The organism is Arcicella rosea (assembly GCF_040543805.1).
GTDB lineage: Bacteria > Bacteroidota > Bacteroidia > Cytophagales > Spirosomataceae > Arcicella > Arcicella rosea.
Window position 1 is genome coordinate 92,022 of record NZ_JBEUMS010000020.1, and the last position, 18,879, is coordinate 110,900.

General features: G+C 35.2%; 15 protein-coding genes. 11 read left to right on the forward strand and 4 right to left on the reverse strand.

Annotated features, from left to right (window positions below; all coding sequences use genetic code 11):
- Window positions 1–123: 123 nt before the first annotated feature.
- The 3 genes from ABID42_RS21730 to pdxH all read left to right on the forward strand — a co-directional run bounded on the left by ABID42_RS21730 (window position 124) and on the right by pdxH (window position 2,463).
- On the forward strand, window positions 124–588 hold the full coding sequence (locus ABID42_RS21730; RefSeq protein WP_367285453.1) for a hypothetical protein: 465 nt from the start codon (window positions 124–126) through the stop codon (window positions 586–588).
- A 699-nt stretch (window positions 589–1,287) separates the two neighbouring features.
- A complete protein-coding gene (locus ABID42_RS21735) occupies window positions 1,288–1,599 on the forward strand; it encodes a LytR/AlgR family response regulator transcription factor (protein ID WP_323689577.1) in 312 nt (103 codons plus the stop codon).
- A gap of 219 nt (window positions 1,600–1,818) precedes the next feature.
- Window positions 1,819–2,463: a pyridoxamine 5'-phosphate oxidase gene (gene pdxH, locus ABID42_RS21740; RefSeq protein ID WP_323689576.1), complete on the forward strand. Its 645-nt coding sequence runs from the start codon at window positions 1,819–1,821 to the stop codon at window positions 2,461–2,463.
- A gap of 47 nt (window positions 2,464–2,510) precedes the next feature.
- Here the strand turns inward: pdxH and bshB1 are convergent, their stop codons facing one another.
- The 4 genes from bshB1 to ABID42_RS21760 form a co-directional block, all read right to left on the reverse strand.
- Window positions 2,511–3,230 carry a bacillithiol biosynthesis deacetylase BshB1 gene (bshB1, locus tag ABID42_RS21745; RefSeq protein WP_323689575.1) on the reverse strand — a complete coding sequence of 240 codons (720 nt, stop codon included), beginning with the start codon at window positions 3,228–3,230 and terminating at the stop codon, window positions 2,511–2,513.
- A 124-nt stretch (window positions 3,231–3,354) separates the two neighbouring features.
- On the reverse strand, window positions 3,355–4,473 hold the full coding sequence (locus tag ABID42_RS21750) for a peptidoglycan DD-metalloendopeptidase family protein (RefSeq protein ID WP_367285454.1): 1,119 nt from the start codon (window positions 4,471–4,473) through the stop codon (window positions 3,355–3,357).
- Window positions 4,474–4,519: 46 nt separating this feature from the next.
- Window positions 4,520–5,458, reverse strand: coding sequence for a thioredoxin-disulfide reductase (gene trxB, locus ABID42_RS21755; protein ID WP_323689573.1), 939 nt, complete (start codon window positions 5,456–5,458; stop codon window positions 4,520–4,522).
- Between the two features lie 296 nt (window positions 5,459–5,754).
- A complete protein-coding gene (locus ABID42_RS21760) occupies window positions 5,755–6,714 on the reverse strand; it encodes a purple acid phosphatase family protein (RefSeq protein ID WP_367285455.1) in 960 nt (319 codons plus the stop codon).
- 196 nt (window positions 6,715–6,910) lie between these two features.
- Between ABID42_RS21760 and ABID42_RS21765 the strand changes: the two genes are divergently transcribed.
- From ABID42_RS21765 to ABID42_RS21800, 8 genes are all read left to right on the forward strand, one after another.
- Window positions 6,911–7,489 (forward strand): RNA polymerase sigma-70 factor, encoded by a 579-nt coding sequence (locus ABID42_RS21765; protein WP_367285456.1) that lies wholly within the window; start codon window positions 6,911–6,913, stop codon window positions 7,487–7,489.
- Between the two features lie 82 nt (window positions 7,490–7,571).
- Entirely contained in the window at window positions 7,572–7,895 is a 324-nt protein-coding gene (locus ABID42_RS21770) for a hypothetical protein (protein WP_367285457.1), read from the forward strand.
- A 12-nt stretch (window positions 7,896–7,907) separates the two neighbouring features.
- A complete protein-coding gene (locus ABID42_RS21775; protein ID WP_367285458.1) occupies window positions 7,908–8,885 on the forward strand; it encodes a FecR family protein in 978 nt (325 codons plus the stop codon).
- Between the two features lie 108 nt (window positions 8,886–8,993).
- Complete coding sequence (locus ABID42_RS21780; protein WP_367285459.1) at window positions 8,994–12,032, forward strand: TonB-dependent receptor; 3,039 nt, start codon at window positions 8,994–8,996, stop codon at window positions 12,030–12,032.
- A gap of 90 nt (window positions 12,033–12,122) precedes the next feature.
- Entirely contained in the window at window positions 12,123–13,034 is a 912-nt protein-coding gene (locus tag ABID42_RS21785) for an AEC family transporter (protein ID WP_367285460.1), read from the forward strand.
- Window positions 13,035–13,197: 163 nt separating this feature from the next.
- Window positions 13,198–14,460 carry a cation:dicarboxylate symporter family transporter gene (locus ABID42_RS21790; protein WP_367285461.1) on the forward strand — a complete coding sequence of 421 codons (1,263 nt, stop codon included), beginning with the start codon at window positions 13,198–13,200 and terminating at the stop codon, window positions 14,458–14,460.
- A gap of 179 nt (window positions 14,461–14,639) precedes the next feature.
- Window positions 14,640–15,506, forward strand: coding sequence for an aldose 1-epimerase family protein (locus ABID42_RS21795; protein WP_367285462.1), 867 nt, complete (start codon window positions 14,640–14,642; stop codon window positions 15,504–15,506).
- A gap of 164 nt (window positions 15,507–15,670) precedes the next feature.
- Window positions 15,671–17,944: an NADP-dependent malic enzyme gene (locus tag ABID42_RS21800; RefSeq protein ID WP_367285463.1), complete on the forward strand. Its 2,274-nt coding sequence runs from the start codon at window positions 15,671–15,673 to the stop codon at window positions 17,942–17,944.
- Window positions 17,945–18,879: the final 935 nt, after the last annotated feature.

Sequence of the window (18,879 nt, forward strand, 5' to 3'; positions counted from 1 at the left end):
AGACGTTAAATAGTTTCTACACAAAGTCAAATCGTAATCAATCTACCACTGTTTACGATATTGATGATGAGTAGTGCTATTAACATCGTAATAGTATTCTCACAAAAAAAACAAAAGACTCTCATGGAAAATCGTATTGCTTTCTCCTTGACCGAAGCTGAAGAAAACCAGCTAAACCTTTATCTAAATGGGATTTTAGAAATCCTTACTCCAAAATCAGTTGTTTTGAGTGCCAAAGACCGAAAAAATTTGGCTAAACTAGGCGATGGTGGTTTGCCATTTGCCGAAAAAGCTATCGGTTATATGGCATCAGACCCACAATTCAAACCAGATTTCTTGCTTACTGCCGATGCAGAAATCGATTTGGATGCTTACAAAGAAACCCGAAAGTATGTTACAAACGCAGAGCAAATCTTTAGAATGATTGATGACGTTTCTATCCTTTCAGGCTCTGAAGCTTATACTGCTGCACTGGTTTATTATCGCAGTGTAAAGTTTCATGCAGATGCAAAGCAACCCAGAGCGAAGGAAATCTATGACGATTTAGCCAAACGCTTTGAACGAAAATCAAAGAAAAAAGCTAAATAAACATGTCGGTAGCATAGTTAAGCTTTGGTGAGCAATGATGGCTTGCCAAAGCTTTTTTGTTTCCTGCATTTAAGGAGGTATTAATCACTACTTAAAACATTTCGTATAAAACCAATTCTCTATTAGCAAACAGTCAATCGCCATTCTCAAAAAAAGGATGGCGATTTTCTGTTTTAGACTGTTTATTAACAGCAAAAGACCAATCGAAGTAAAAACCGCAATTTCCCGCAAAAAAGAAGGAGTGCTCCTTCTCTGAGATAGAATTTTGGTACTTGAAATAGCAAAGTTTCTACCTAAAACCGCAATTATCCGTAAAAAAGATAGAATTTTGGTACTTGAAGAAGCAATTTTCCATTAAAAAGACACAAATTTTCCTCTTTTATATGGAAAATTGGGGTGAAAAGAGGAAAATTTTATCTTTTTTGTGCTTATGTTTCGTAAAAAAGTAGTGATTTTTTGTGGGCAGATTAGTCATGGTTTTATGCTTACAATAAACTCATTTAATTGTGAAACCATTATTAATCAAGATATAAGAGGCGTTTTTTTCGGTAAATCTCTTGTCGTCAAGGAAGGAGTATGTATTAGATTTTGTGTTAAATACGGGTTAAATACGGTGCCTTTTACCGTATTTAGCACATTGTTCAAATTGTTATTTAGTAGGAATATTGTTGCGTGAAATCCTCCTAATAGAACAATGCCATGATACCGCAACACATCTTCCAAGTCCAATTCAAATTGGGTAAAAGGGCTACCTTTTTTGCCAATGATATTATCTTTTTTGAAGGTGAGATTAATTATACTCGCATCCATTTTGCGATGGGTAAAACAAGGCTTATCTCCAAAACGTTGTCGAATGTTGAAGAAAGAGTAAATGCGAATTGCTTCCTTAGAATCAATCGAAAGTATTTAGTCAATCAAAAATTTATCAGTAAAATCGGAAGGAAATCTATTGTGCTTTTGGATGGAAGAATTCTTCCTATTTCAAGAAGAAAACGCTTTGTTTTGGCCTAATTGATAATATTTAAACAAATTTGCTTTATCACAATAACTTTCCTCATTGTGGCTTTGGTTTATTTTCCCGAAATTGTGCCTTAGGAATTCGCTTACTTTTATTCGTTTTGCTAAAATGATGATTTGAAAATATCATTGTGAACAAAAGGAATGAAGTATCCCGAAAATATCAAGAGCATAAACTAAAATTTGGCTAGCAAGTACTTAGCCGACCCAACCATGGCACAAATCGATATTGCTGCACTTCGAGAAAATTATAGTAAAGGCAGTTTAGACGTTCAAGACGTACATGTTTCTCCGATAGAACAATTTCACAAATGGTTTCATGAAGCCATCGAAAGTAAATTGCCAGAGCCAAATGCTATGGTGATTTCAACGGTTTCGAATGATGGTAAACCCTCGGCAAGAGTCGTATTGCTGAAAGGTTTTGATACTGGTTTTACTTTCTTTACGAATTATTTAAGTCGAAAAGGAACGGAATTGGCTGAAAATCCTAATGCTTGTATTACTTTTTTTTGGGTGGAATTAGAGCGACAAGTAAGAATTGAAGGCATTATTGAAAAAGTAACGGCGGAGGAATCTGATGCTTATTTCCAAAGCCGACCAATTGGAAGTCAGATTGGTGCGTGGGTTTCAAACCAAAGTATGGTAATTGATAACCGTGAAGTACTAGAAGAAAGAGAGCAGCATTTAAAAGATAAATTTGGAGATAATCCAATTCCTCGTCCGCCACATTGGGGAGGTTATCGGTTGATTCCTAATTATGTAGAATTTTGGCAAGGTCGCCCGTCGAGATTACACGATAGAATTGCTTATACCAAACTAGAAGAACATACTTGGAAGATAGAAAGACTATCTCCATAGTTTTGATTTAAGAGGGTGATTTTAGCCAAAATCACCCTCTTGATTTTTTATTTCAAATGGAATAAATCCGTTACGCCAATTTTTTTGTAAGAAGTATAACCTTCTCCAAATTCTGCACCGATACTATGTCCCATTTCACGATTACGTGCTTCGACGAACTTTAAAAAAGCAGGCGAACTAAGATAAGAATCTGGGTCTTTTGAATTTGGGTCATAGAACTGACTTCTAAAAGCCCTGATAGAATCTTCTTTTTGTTGCCAGTAAGCAGAAATATCAACGACAAAATCTGGATTTATATAACGGTCTTGAATATAATGGTAAACATTTTTTGGTCGCCAAGCTTGTTGTACAGTTCCGTCGTCTTCAAATGTTTCAACCATTCTCAAACCTGATTTAAAACATGAATCTACAGCTAATTCACAACCTTTGATGTGGTCTGGGTGACGGTCGTTGATAGCATTGGCTAATACAATTTCAGGTTGGTAGCGTCTGATTACTCTGATTAGTTTCATCAAATGTTCTTCATCATTGACAAAGAATCCATCTCTGAAACCTAGATTTTCACGGGCATGAACGCCTAAAATTCTTGTAGCTTCGGCAGATTCTGCCAAACGAATTTCAGGAGTACCTCTGGTTCCTAATTCACCACGGGTAAAATCTACAATACCAACTTTTTTCCCTTGAGCTATTTGCATGCAAATTGTTCCAGCGCAACCTAGTTCGGCATCGTCAGGATGTGCCGCCATTACCAAAATATCTAACTTCATCGTAAAATCTAAATTCTTATTACTGAGTTGAAAACCTTTGCAATTTAAGAAGGAATTTGAGCTAAAAAACAAAAGCGCCAACAGATTTTGGTTCTATTGGCGCTTTTATCTATCTAAAAAAATATTAATGAATTCTTAATCTTCTACCGATTCTTAAATTAGCTGAAATTCTCATTCCATTCATTCTGGCTAATCTTTCTACAGAAATTCCTGCTCTGTTTGCAATTGAATATAATGAATCGCCAGAACGAACGGTTGTCCAAGCGGTACGACGAGTCTGAACTTTTCTAGCACTTGAACCATATTCGTTATCTAAAGTAAGTCCATAAGTATCAAATACTCTTGCTGAAATCAACACGTGGTCTGAAACAGGTTCAGTTCTTTCTCCTGCAAAATTAAACACATAAATTGCCGGATTGAATGGATTTCCTTCATAACGAGTTTCAAAGTGCAAATGTGAACCAGTACTTCTACCAGTACTTCCGCCTAAACCTATTTGGTCTCCAGCTTTTACATAAGCACCAGACTCAAAGTTTTTAGCCGAAAGGTGACCATAAAGTGTTTCTAAGCCATTGTAATGACGAACGACTAAAAACTTTCCGTATCCGCCACCATCATAGCCTGATACTCTGACAATACCATCAAAAGCAGCATAAACAGGGTCGCCAGTTTCTAAATCTAAATCAACACCTGAGTGCATTCTGCCCCAACGAGGCCCAAAAACTGAAGTCAATTTTGGCGCATTATTTGGCACAGACCAGTATTTCCCTTGTTCTTTATTGTATAATTCAATATCCACTACATCATCAAAATCTTTTGGATTGATGCCGTAAGGATCGATATTAGTAGCATCCCAAATAGAAAAATAGGTTGCTACTGATACAAAATCATCACTTCCTTCTGTTCTATTTTCCTCTTCAATTTCTACAATTAATGGTTCTCTTTCATCTACAGAAGTGGTATCAAAAATACTTATCGAGCCATTGAGTTCTTTAGCAGGTTCAAATTTCGATGAAGCTGTAATAGCCGATGAAGTAGAAACAGGTTCAGGAACATAATCAGTCCTGAATTGCAGTTTTGGCAATTCATCTAATGCTTCGTCTAAACTTTTATTGCTTTTATCTTTTGAATTTGATTTCACATTCATCTTTGGGTTTTTCTTAAAACTTCCAGATTCTTGTGAAAAAGAAATAAATGATACCGAACAAAATACTAAGACTAATAAATTTTTAACTGTATTCATCTGTAAAAAAATTAATGAAAGATAGAAGGGCAATCACAAAATTCTGTTAGTGCAATTCATTTTCTGCTAACCATCTTTCTGCATCTAAAGCTGCCATACAACCAGTTCCTGCAGCAGTGATAGCTTGACGATAAATATTGTCTTGCGCATCACCAGAAGCAAATACTCCAGCAATATTAGTACGACTTGAGCCTTTTTCTGTTAAGATATATCCTGCCTCATCCATATCCAAGAAACCCTTGAAAATGTCTGTATTTGGTTTATGACCAATCGCTACAAAGAAACCTGTTACTGGCAATTCCGTAGTTTCACCAGAAACATTGTTTTTAATTCTTACACCCGTTACTCCGCCATCATCGCCTAAAACTTCATCAGTTGATGAATTCCAGTGCATTTGAATTTTTGGATTTGAAGTAACTCTTTTTTGCATGATTTGCGAAGCACGTAATTCATCACGGCGTACAATCATGTGTACTTTTGAACAAAGATTGGCTAAATAAGTAGCTTCTTCGGCTGCTGTATCGCCACCACCAACGATTGCTACTTCTTGATTACGGAAAAAGAAACCATCACAAACTGCACAAGCCGATACTCCACGACCATTGAAAGCTTGTTCTGAAGGTAATCCTAACCATTTTGCTGAAGCACCTGTAGAAATGATAACGGCATCAGCCAAAATTTCGTGTGTATCGTCAACTAAAACTTTTTTAGGACTTACAGAAAAGTCAACCGAAGTTACCATTCCATAACGAACATCTGCCCCAAATCTGCGAGCCTGTTTTTCAAGGTCTTGCATCATTTCTGGTCCTTGGATGCCGTCTGGGTAACCAGGGAAGTTCTCTACATCATTGGTTATTGTTAATTGCCCTCCCGGTTGTGGGCCTTGATACATTATTGGTGTCAATCCTGCACGTGAAGCGTAAATTGCTGCGGTGTAACCCGCTGGTCCTGAGCCTATAATAAGGCATTTGGTATGCTCTGCCATTGTTAAATTTAATACTTTTTTACTTAATTTTTGTAATGTCTTTTCTTGTTTGTTAGTATGACCAGAACAAAAATTTATACGTAAAAATTGCAGATTAAATCCAGAATGACAAGAATTTATTCTAGGACTAATAATTAGTTAATAGTTAACCAGTTGAATTACAGAAATGTATGCGAAAATCAAGTAGTTTCTTGTCTTTTAAAATCATTCATAAAAAAGCGAATTTAGTGCTGGGCATCTTTATCAAATGACTAATACCAAATTCGCAAGAATGATTTTATACGATAAACTTTCGCTTATTTACTTAGTTCAGTATTGTAAACTACTTTGCCATCTTCTGTTACTACTTGTACATATAATTTGTTGGCAGTTGCCGAAAAAACCATAAACCCATAGTCTGAAAGGGCTAATTTGCTGATTGGTAAAGTACCAATGGGTGTTTTTTCAGAAGCTGAACCAGAAACAAAATAATGCGTTTTGCCTTCTGGTTTTAAATGTTGTAAATCGTGGTCGTGTCCGCACAAGTAAGCATCTACTTGGTGTTTATCCAGAACTGATTTTAATGAATTTCTAGTAGCACGAGTATCGTAACTTTCTCTTCGCTTTTCAGTAGCTGTGTATAATGGATGATGCCCCACAACAATTTTCCATTTAATAGAAGGCGAATTATTGGAAAGCGTTTTATTCAACCATTCTTTTTGCGCAGTACTATCTTGACCAATTACTGCTTTACTATACTCGCCTTTATAAAATTCAGGAATCAAAGGATTGGTATCTATGAAAGCAATTAATACTTGCTGATTAGCATCACCATTGATAGAAAATGTTTTAGAATAATAGCGAGCTGGCATTTTCCAACGACGGCTAATTTTTGAATAAGCTACTTGTGCATCTGGATTTGATTTATAGTCATGGTTTCCAAGTACTGGATACCAGTCCCACTGCAAAGAGAAATCAGTATAAATATCTTCAAAAGAGTATTTAAAAAGTGGGTCAAATTCGCTGATAACGCCACTTGGATAAAAATTATCGCCCGTAGCAATTACAAATTCTGATTTGATTTTTGTCGCTACTTTTCCCATTTGTGCGGCTACAGGTTTTTGGTGGTCGGCACCGTTTCTACCCCAATCGCCCATGACCAAAAAGTTTAAGGCATTTGGATGACTGTCTAGCTCAGAGGTTTGAGCATCAGCCAAGCTACAGATAAAGAGCAAGCATATAAAACAAAAATTCTTGAAGATGTTCGTTGATTTCATTACGTAAAAATTAAACTTATGATTTTGTTTGACAATTTATGAATTGATATTTTGGAATATAAAGACATTGAACCGTCAAAACTAATGGTCTTTGTCAGTAATCTCTATTATACAAATGTTAATTCATGGGAATTAGATTAAAAATATTTTTACTTTGGGTGTTTCGTCCAAATATATATTTACTTTGTGCTAAACTATGCAAACAAAAACTTTTGATACTGATCAGGAAATACTTACATCGCTTGCTGAAAGTGATGCAAGGGCTTTTGATTTTTTGTATCAAAAGTTTTTTCCAAAATTGTATGCTGCTGCTTATAAACGCCTTCAAAATAGAGAATTGACTGAAGAAGTAATACAAGAATTATTTATTTCCTTGTGGGAGCGGCGTAAACAATTAGTCATTAACACTACGATTGAAGCATATTTATTTACTTCTGTGAAGTATTTAGTGATTGCTCAATACAAGAAAAACAATTTGTTTGAAAAATACTCAAATAGTTTATCCCCAGCCGAAGACTATAATTTTACAGAACAAAAGGTTGCGTTTGATGAGTTAAATGAAGCTTATCAAAAGGCATTACAATCTTTACCAGAAAGATGTAGAGAAGTATTTTTACTGAAAAGAACTGGTTTATCACAAAGAGAAATTTCTGAACGCCTAGACATTTCAGAAAAAACGGTTGAAAACCAGATGACCAAAGCGTTAAAAATTTTAAGAGAAGTATTGAGTGATTATACAGCTTTATCTATTATATTAATACCTGTACTGCATTAATATCGAAGAAGGTATTGGCTTGATAAAGAGCAAATTATCGCCTATATTTACACAGGTTTCACAAAATGTAAACAATATTGCCATGACTATTGCAGATGAAATTAGAGAAGAAATTACTTTCAATCATATAAAAGGCTTGCTTCAAAATGGTATTACTCCAGAGATTATTTCAAAATCCTTTGGCATCTCTATTCAAAATAGTAGAAGAAATTGTCAGGAAAATAGAAAACACTTTAAAATAAAAAATATTCCTTTTCAAAATATACCCAAACAAGCTCAAAAGGCTTGTTTTTTGTTTTTCGGGGAAAGCATACTTTCTATTTCGTTCGTGGGATATAAATTATTTTTAAAAAATAATTTATATCAGCATAGGGGAAAAATACTACTTGTTTCACTTAGTATTTGAAAGCGAAATAAAATGAGAATAAATCAAGAAATTATTGAACGTTATCTAAACAATGAAGCCTCGGAAGGGGAGATATTCTTTGTTGAAAGATGGTACGCTTCATTTGAAAATAATCCAGACGGACTAAGTGAATTAACCCAACTGGAACGTATTGAACTTGAAAATAAAATTAAAAAATCTGTTCGTGAAGAAATCAAGCGTCAGGAAAGATATACTCCTCCTCGCTGGGTTTGGGCAGTGGCTAGTATGGCGGCTATGCTAGTAATTGTTGCTGGACTTTCATTTTATTTCCTTCCGAACAATAATGAGAAAATAAGTAAAATCAAATCTGATATTCCAATTTCAGATTGGGCAAAATATGAAAACTCATCTGCCAAAATTCTAAAAGTTGTTTTACCAGATGGAAGTGTAGTTTTATTGCAACCTAAAACTCAATTGAGTTATAATCAATCTGACCGAATTTATAGACAAGTAAACCTAAAAGGAGAAGCTTTTTTTGATGTAAAAAGAGATGAAAGTCGCCCATTTCTGATTTACTCTGGCAAAATGACAACCACCGTTTTAGGAACAAGCTTCAATGTAAAAGCATATCCAGCCATGGAAACTTTTGAGGTTTCGGTTGTTACTGGTAAGGTATCGGTAAAAAATGAAACCGAAAAAGAAGTAATTCTACTCCCTAAACAACAAGTGATATTAGAAACAAAAACCGATGAAATGCAAGTAAATGCCCTGCCAGTCGACAAAACATTTTATTGGGAATTATCATCTCTACAATTTGATGATAATAATATGGAAGATGTTATTCAAAGAATTGAACAAAAATTTAATGTAAGTATCGATTTATCTCCAAAATTACGAAACTGCCGTTTGAGCGGTAATTTTGAAAATGTACACCTCTCCACAATCCTCGAAATAATTTGTCGATCCATCGAAGCCGAGTACGTAATTGATGGGCAAAATATTTCATTGAAAGGAAACGGATGTCCTTAATCTAGCAAAAACATTTCTGTAAAACTCCTACTGCTCTCAAGTCAATTTGAGAGAGATGGAAAAATATGTCTCAAATAAATTAAAAACAATACTAAATTTAATTAACCGATGAAAAAACTTCTAGCTTCAAAGCATCTAATGCTTACCATTATGAAAATTACGATTAATCAATGTCTTTTATTTGCTATTTTTTCGGTGATGGCTTTAGGCTCTCCGAGTAAAGCACAACAAATTCTGAATAGAGAAGTATCTATGAAACTCAATAATGTGAGTTTAAAAGTGATTTTATTAGAAATTGAAAAACAGTCGGGAGTGCGTTTTGTGTACAGTAACAACTCAATTCATCTTGATAAAGAAGTAAGTCTCGAAGTAAATAGGGAAGCTCTTAGTGTTGTGTTACCCAAGTTGCTTTTCCCTTATCAAATTCGTTATGAAGTAGTGGAGGAACAAATTATTCTGAAAAAAAATAAGGAGCAAACAATCGCTTTTCCCAGTGAAAAAGAAGGTGCTATTGAAGAAGAGAAAGTATCGGGAAAAGTCAGTAGTGAAAAAGGTGAATCATTAATTGGCGTAAGTATTCTGGTAAAAGGAACTTCAAGAGGAACTGTCAGCGATGCAGAAGGGAAATTTAGTATTGCTGCTAAAGAAGGTGAAGTACTGGTGTTTTCATTTATTGGTTTCAAGAAACAAGAAGTCAATGTGATATCTAAGGAAACAATACAGGTTACTTTAAAAGAAGATAATGAACAATTGGGTGAAGTAGTAGTAATTGGTTCACGTTCGACGGTGGCTCGTACCAATGTAGAAAGACCAGTACCTGTAGATGTAATCAGTGCAAAAGAACTGCAATCGACAGGACAAACGGAATTATCGCAACAAGTACAATTTATGTCGCCTTCGTTCAATTCTGCCAAAAATGGTATCAACGGTGTCGCCAATTATGCTGACCCAGCTTCATTAAAAGGGCTATCGCCCGACCAAATGTTAGTACTTATTGATGGAAAAAGGCATCATCAGTTTGCAGCTTTGAACAACAATGTAACTGTTGGAAAGGGAACTGTAGTTACAGATTTAAATGCTGTACCTTCAATCGCTTTAGAAAGAATGGAGATTTTACGAGATGGAGCGGCAGCGCAATATGGCTCTGATGCTATTGCAGGGATTGCCAATTTGGTGTTGAAAAAATCTGTCAATAGCGGCACTGCTCAAATTCAATATGGTGTTACTTCCGAAGGAGATGGTGGAGGTTATACTGCGGCGGTTAATTACGGATTTTCATTAGGTAAAAAGGCTTCATTGAATATTACAGGAAGTTATCAAGATGTAAAAGGTACAGACCGTTCAGATCCTTATAATCCACAACCAGTAGCTGGCGGAGCTTATACGGGAATTTATACCAACGTAAAAGCAACTGATGAAGCAGCTTTAAAATCACGAGGATATTGGGGAAATGGTACTTATGGTTCATTCCGCCCTACGGCTTATGGAAGTAATGCTATGAAATCAGGACAAGTATTTTATAACCTTGATGTTCCACTAAAAATTGACTGGACTTTATATTCTTTCGGAGGCTTTTCTCAAAAAGATGTGTTTGCACGTGCTTTCCTTCGTACAGCTTTACCAACAAGTGCTACGTCAAATGTAGATTTATATCCAGATGGCTATGTGCCAGAATTACCAGGTACTTCAGTCGATTATTCATCGTTTGTTGGTATTAAACGTAAAACTTTTACAGGTTGGAACTGGGATTTTAGTACTGGCTATGGTAGAAATTACCTTGACCAATCTGCTAAAAACTCTTCTAATGCTTCGATGGGGGCATCGTCTCCAAAAGATTTTTACATTGGTAGAATTTCATTTGGACAGAGTTTAACTGAAATCAATGCTTCTAAAACAGTTCTCGGTTTATGGAATACAAAGTCGGTAAACTTTGCTTTTGGAACACAATATCGTGTAGATAATTTTGCACTAAGTGCTGGTGACGAAGCTTCGTATCTTGTTGGTCCTTTGGCCGCTTCAAGAAACAAAACGCCTGGTTCGCAAGGAAGGGTTGGTATTGATAAAGCCGATGCGAAAAGTGTTAATCGCTCTAACATTGGTGTTTATGCAGATGTAGAAAGCGATATTACAAATAGATTATTGGTAGCAGCAGCCTTACGTTATGAAAACTATAGTGATTTTGGTAGCAATATCTCTGGGAAATTGGCTTCTAGAATAAAAATCACAGAAGATTTCTCTATCAGAGGTTCAATCAATAAAGGTTTTAGAGCGCCATTACTTCAACAAATTGCCAATGCCGCAACTACCTCCACAGTACAAAATGGTATTATCAGAAGTACCAAACAATTACCTTCTGACGAACCAAGGTTGAAACAAATCGGTATAGAAGACCCAAAACCAGAAACCTCTTGGAATTATAATTTAGGCGTGACCGCAAAAGTAGGAAACAACCTTTTACTAACAGTTGATGCTTATCAGATTGACATTACCGATAGAATTATTATTACTGAAAACCTGAATGTTAATAACATAGCCGCTTTAAAAAACTTGTTTCCTAATTTTCAAGAAATTACCTTTTTTACCAATGCTATTAATACAGGTACAAAAGGGATAGACATAGTGGCATCTTATAAAAATTCAATTAGTCCTAAAAGTAAATTTACAGCTAGTATCGCTCTGACGATTAATAAAACAGAAATTACTAAGATTAAAGCAACGCCTACTGCTTTACAACAAGATACCAAAGCACCAGTTGTTTTGATTGATACAGTAAGTAGAGCCCTGATTGAAACCAGTCAGCCACATACTAAAGTTTTGGTATCTTTAGGGTATCAAGTAGGTAAGTTTAGTGTCAATTTTAGAAGTTCTTATTTTGGTGAAGTTACGGCTTGGGAGAAACCATCAGGACAAAATCATCGTAGTCAAACATTTGGAGGAAAAAATCTATTTGATGCTTCAGTAGTTTATAGCATCAATAAATCGTTGAGTATTACAGTTGGTGGAAATAATTTTACTAATGTGTACCCAGATAAAGTATTTAGTAATTATGCTTCCTATTCAAATGGACAAGTGCCTTATACCCGTAATGCGAATCAATTCGGTTTCAATGGCGCATATTATTATGGCAGTCTAACAATTAGACTGTAAAAGTTTATCAATATTTTAAGCTCAAGGCTCACAGCTCATAACTCACAGCCATTATTTAATTACTGAGTACAACTAATAAATTTTTAAAATTTGATTAATCTATTATTACTTTTTATCTGCCTAGCCATTGGTGTATTCCTCAGAAGACTGAAAGGTTTTTCTGAGGATGCTTCAACAGTATTAAACACTATTATTATTTATGTTTGTTTGCCTGCCATCACATTGCTAAATACTACCGAAATACATTTTAGTAGTAATTTATTGTTGCCCATTTTAATGCCTTATATCATTTATGTAGGTTCTTTTATATTTTTCAATTTGGTAGCTCCATTGATAAACATTGATTCGAATACCAAAGGAGCTTTGATATTAACGGCAGGTATTAGTAGCGTTTCGTTTGTAGGATTCCCAATTTTTGAAGTAATTTTTGGTAAAGAAGGGCTACAAAATGGAATATTAATGAGCCAAGCAGGTTCGTTTGTAGTATGCGGAACACTGGGAATTTTTACGGCATCTTATTACTCTTCGGCTGATTTTTCAATGAAAAACGTAGCCTTGAATATTTTTAAGTTTCCTCCCTTTTTAGCTTTTTGTGTAGCATTAAGCCTAAATATTTCAAATTGGCATTTCCCTTTATGGAGTCAGCAAGTTTTAGATAAAATCGGTAGTCCTTTTAGTTTTTTAGCTTTACTTTCTATTGGCTTACAAATTAATTTTCAGAGAAGTCAATTAGATTTAAAAGCACTTTTTTATGGCTTATTTTACAAATTATTGCTTGCGCCACTTTTAATTTTCACCATTTATATACTCATTTTAGGCGAATATTCGCCTTTAGGAAAACTTTGCGTAATCGGGGCAACATTGGGTTCGATGAATACCGCCACAATTATTGCTATTACTTATAAGCTTAATCCAAACTTAGCGACCCAAATGGTCAGCATTAGCATTCCTTTATCTTTATTGAATGTTGCTATTTGGTATGGATTAATGCTCTATTTTTAACCATTAAATTCATTAACAGATTTTCATTTTGAAAAATACAAAAATGCTTCTTGTGGTTTGAAAAATGTTTTAACTAATGAGGGAAATTTCGACGCCCTCATTCATTAAATAAATCGCTCAATTACTTACTTTAAGAATCATTGCTAAACAATTGATAATTTCCATGAAAAAACTATTTAAAAATTTAACTTTCTGGGTGCTTACTGCCATTACTGCGGGTGTATTGTTAGGTCACTTCGCACCAGAGATTGCTTTACAACCAATTTTAGAAAAACCTATAAAATTCAGTTTATACCTTTCTGAGTTTGAGATTAAAACTAGTTTTAGCGAATTCCTGAGCAGTATTTTTATCAGTATCGTAAAAATATTTATTTGTCCAATCATTTTTATTACGATTATGTTGGGCATTATTTCGATGGGAGATTTGAAAAAAGTAGGTAAAGTTGGCGCAAAGGCTTTAGTATATTTTGAAATCGTTACTACGCTCGCACTTTTTATTGGAGTCATCATGGCAAATATCATCCGTCCGGGCGATGGTGTGGTTACTTCTGAAATAAAAGGAGGTGATATTTCTAAATATACCAAATCGGCGGAGGCTTTTAGTTGGTTGAAGTTTTTAATGGATAATGCCACACTTCAAGTACTTATTTTGGCGATTATTTTAGGAGTAGCATTGAGTAATTACGCTAGACGAAACGAAATCGTAGCTTTCCTTCAACCTGTTTCCAAAAAAATATTTTGGGCCTTGCACAAAGTAATGCTTTTTGCGCCTGTAGGTGCTTTTGGCGGAATGGCTTTTACGATTGCCAAATACGGTGTTCACACGCTTTTGCCTTTGGGGAAACTAATGGCAACAGTGTATTGTACGATGGCAATTTTTATTTTTGTCGTGTTATATTTTATTCTAAGAATGTATAAAATCAATCTTTGGAAATTTTTAAAGTACATTCGTGAAGAGTTACTGATTGTTTTAGGAACATCTTCTTCAGAAGCTGCTTTACCATCATTGATGGAAAAACTAGAGAAAATGGGTTGTTCCAAATCGGTAGTTGGTTTGGTTGTTCCTGCTGGCTATTCTTTTAATTTAGATGGCACTACGATTTACTTGTCGATGGCAGTACTTTTCTTGGCACAAGTATTTAATGTTCATTTAGATTTGCAACAAATCTTGACGATAATTGGTATTTTAATGGTTACTTCAAAAGGTGCAGCAGGCGTAACAGGAAGTGGTTTTATTGTATTGGCTTCTACACTGACGGCGATTAAAGTAATTCCAGTAGAGGGTTTGGCTTTGTTGTTGGGTGTTGATAGATTTATGTCGGAAGCAAGAGCAATTACCAATTTTATCGGAAATGGCGTGGCAACAATTTGGTTAGCGAACAATGAAGGCGAGTTTGACCGTGAACAAATGGAAAGAGTGCTTTGAGTGAAGAGTTTGGAGTTTAGAATGAAGAGTCTTTTGAAAAAACGTAGTGGCAATCCCTTGCGGTTGCCGATTCAGAGAACAATCAAATTACAGAACGGCAACCGTAAAGGATTGCCGCTACGCAATATTTATTTCAAGAAAATAAAACTATAAACTGACACAAAATATATTTTTAAATTATGCAAACTATTGAAAATCAATTATTAAAAGTAAATATTAATCCGCTTGGGGCAGAGTTAGTTAGTCTTTTCAACAAAGAAAACGATACAGAATATATGTGGAATGCCGACCCAACTTTTTGGGGAAAGAGTTCGCCTGTACTTTTTCCGATTGTGGGTGCTTTAAAGAATAATCAGTATTTCTACCAAGGAAAAACCTACACGCTTCCTCGACATGGTTTTGCTCGTGAAAGAGTATTTTCAGTAGAAGTACAAAAAGAAGACAGCATTACTTTTTTATTGAAAGAAGATGAAGAAAGTTTGAAAGTATTTCCTTTTCCTTTCGAATTTCGTTTGATTTATACTTTAGTGGAGAAAACACTTTCTGTGACTTATTCTGTGACAAACACAGGAAACGAAGAAATGTATTTTTCAGTAGGCGGGCATCCAGCTTTTGCTGTACCACTTTCGGAGGATACAGTTTATGAAGATTATTACTTGGAATTTAATCAAACCGAAGATTTTCCAAGATGGGAATTGGCAGATGGCGGCTTAATAAAAAAAGAAGCCACAAGGTTTTTAGAAAACACCAATCGTTTAGCATTAACGAAAGAATTGTTTTATCAAGATGCGCTTGTCTTCAAACATCAAAAATCAACCGAAGTAATTTTAAAAAGTGACAATGTATCAAAGCAATTGAAATTTACTTTTGAAAATTTTCCATTTTTAGGAATTTGGGCAGCAAAAGATGCCAATTTCGTTTGCATAGAGCCTTGGTGTGGCATTGCAGATAGTGAAAACCATGAACAAGAATTAACAGAAAAAGAAGGTATTGAAGTTTTAGCTTCAGACCAAATATTCTTGCGTACTTGGTCGGTATCGCTTTAATAAAATTTTATGTTGAAATATTTAGACGATGTTTTTCCTCAACTAAAAACCTTCGTCGTTTTTCCTGCTGTTTTAATACAACACGATTTTCTTAGTTTATCAAAAACCCTTAGCGTACTTTTGCGACAGTTTTTTAAACAAATTCACTTTAGTGACACTTCATTATGAGCCAAATCTCAATTAGGAAACAAGATGCGTTAGACTACCACTCTAAAGGTCGCCCAGGCAAAATTGCAGTAATCCCAACCAAAGAAACCGAAACTCAGAGAGACCTTTCTTTAGCTTATTCTCCAGGCGTAGCAGAGCCATGTTTGGCAATTGCTGCCAACCGTGAAGACGTTTATAAATATACTGCAAAAGGTAATTTAGTAGCTGTAATTTCAAATGGAACTGCTGTTTTAGGACTTGGGAATATCGGTGCAGAAGCCTCAAAACCAGTAATGGAAGGGAAAGGCGTTTTGTTTAAAATATTCGCTGATATTGATGTTTTTGATATTGAATTAAATACCGAAGACCCCGAAGAAATTATTCGTACTGTTAAGATTTTAGAACCAACTTTTGGGGGCGTAAATCTTGAAGATATTAAATCGCCAGAGTGTTTTGAAATTGAGGAAAGATTAAGAAAAGACCTTAATATTCCTATCATGCACGATGACCAACATGGTACTGCCATCATTTCGGCAGCGGCTTTGTTGAATGCTTTGGAAATTGTAGGCAAACGTATTGAAGAATGTAAATTTACCATTTCGGGTGCTGGTGCTGCTGCTCTTTCTTGTGCAAAATTGTACTTAGGATTAGGGGCGAAAGTAGAGAATATTTTGATGTTCGATAAAGACGGTCTGGTTTCTAAACAACGCACAGACCTTAATAAATATGTTCAGCCATTTGCTACAGAACGTACTGATATTCATAACCTAACCGAAGCAATGGTTGGGGCAGATGTATTTCTAGGTTTATCTGTCGGTAATATTGTTTCTCAACAAATGATAAAATCGATGGCGAAAGATGCTATTGTTTTTGCAATGGCAAACCCAACGCCTGAGATTTCGTATGAAGATGCCGTAGCCGCTCGTGAAGATATTATCATGGCGACTGGTCGTTCGGATTATCCTAACCAAGTAAACAATGTATTGGGTTTCCCATACATTTTCAGAGGAGCATTGGATGTTCGTGCTACTGAAATTGATGAAACCATGAAATTGGCGGCAGCAAAAGCTTTAGCTGAATTAGCGAAGAAACCAGTGCCAGACATTGTAAACTTGGCTTATAACGAAAAGAATCTTTCTTTCGGAAGAAATTATATTATTCCAAAACCCGTTGACCCACGTTTAATTACTACAGTTTCGCCAGCGGTTGCTCGTGCGGCAATGGAAGCTGGTTTGGCTCGACAACCGATTTTAGATTGGGATGCCTACGAACAAGAATTAAGCAAACGTTTGGGCTTGGATAACCAATTGATGAAGTATATTTTCAACCGTGCAAAACGTTCGCCTAAGCGTGTGGTATTTGCTGACGCTGAAAATCTGAAAGTATTAAAATCTGTTCAGCAATCGAAAGATGAAGGAATTTGTATTCCGATTTTGTTGGGAGATAAAAATAAAATCAAGCGAATTATTCAAGAGAATAATCTGGATTTGAATGAAGTACAAATCATTGATACTCGTGCGCCAGAAACCCTTGAACGATTGAGAGAATACGGTGATATTTTCTTCAATAAAAGAAAACGTAAAGGTTACAATCAATACGAAGCCCATAAACAGATGCAAGTAAGAAGTTACTTCGCTTCGATGATGGTAGAAACGGGTGATGCTGACTGTGTGATTTCAGGTCTTACTCGTAATTATCCAGATGCTATTCGTCCAGCTTTGCAGATTATTGGTCGTGAAGATGGCGTGAAGAAAGTAGCGGGTATGTACATTTTATTGACGAAAAAAGGTCCTGTATTTTTCTCAGATACAACCGTGAATTTCAACCCAAGCGTTGAAGATATTGTTGAAATTACAGAACTCACTGCTAAAGCCGTAGAACGTTTCAACTTGAAACCAAGAATTGCTTTGTTGACCTATTCCAACTTTGGTACTGCCAACGGAGAAGATGCCGTAAAAATGCGTGAAGCAACGGCTATTTTACAGAAAAAGCATCCAGAAATGATTGTAGAAGGTGAAATGCAAGCACATTTGGCTTTTGATAATGAGTTGATTAAAGAGAATTATCCTTTCTCTAAATTAGCCGAAGAAGGAGCAAACACTTTAATTTTCCCTAACCTTTCTGCGGCTAACATTGCTTATAACTTATTGAAAGAAACCAGTGATATTGAGTACATCGGACCAATCCTTTTAGGATTACGTAAACCTGTACACGTATTACAATTAGGTTCATCAGTTCGTGAGATTGTAAACATGGTAGCCATTGCCGTGGTAGAAGCACAAGGGAAATAAGTATCAGTTTTCAAGGAAAATAATCATTAAAATAGAAAAAGGTCGGGATTAATTCCGACCTTTTTCTATAAAGAGCCAACTCAAAATTCAACTCATGGCAGGACTTAGAGTCATGCCATGAGTAAAACAACAAAGGGATATATCTAAATTTATGAATGGCTATTTCCCTCGATTAATTAGCTTGTTAATTGAATAATAAAGCGTTAAAATGGAGAAGGCTAGAAACAAAAATATTGAAATGAAAACCACTATATCCCCATTATAATAAATAGTATTATATTGTGTGAGTAGCAATAAAAAGGAGATAACAATAATTGTAATTGTAACAATATCATCTGCTTTATTGTTAAATTTTGAATATTTAGAGTTTAATAAATAAATTATTGAAGTAATTGAAAAGAGACTAAATAGTATTTGCAAAAGACCATCTGTAAAACTTAATAGAATTATCAAAAAAACAGGGAATGATAATTTATCTCCAGGAATTATTAACAGTAGCGAAAAAATGATTGTCGGAATTTTATAGTCTCTTTTCATAGGTAATTAGTTTAGTGTTATTTTCTTGTGTGAAGAGTCAAATATCTTGATTTTCGTAACTCTTTCAAATATAAAAGATTGCCTTTGAAATTATTCTTTCTCAGACAAAAAGCCCACTAATTTTCTATCCATACGCTTATATTTTAGTTATGACACAGCTTTTAGTTTGATAATAGTATTTATCTGTTTATCTCTTAGCTACTTTAAATTCATGTCTTTGTATTAAAAGAGTTTATGATAAAAAACAACTCATGGCATGACTCTAAGTCATGCCATGAGTAACACTTCTCTGATTGGTTACTTAATCCCTCAGTCGGGAAGCAAAATCCCTCAGTCGGGAAGCAAAATCCCTCAGTCGGGAAGCAAAATCCCTCAGTCGGGAAGCAAAATCCCTCAGT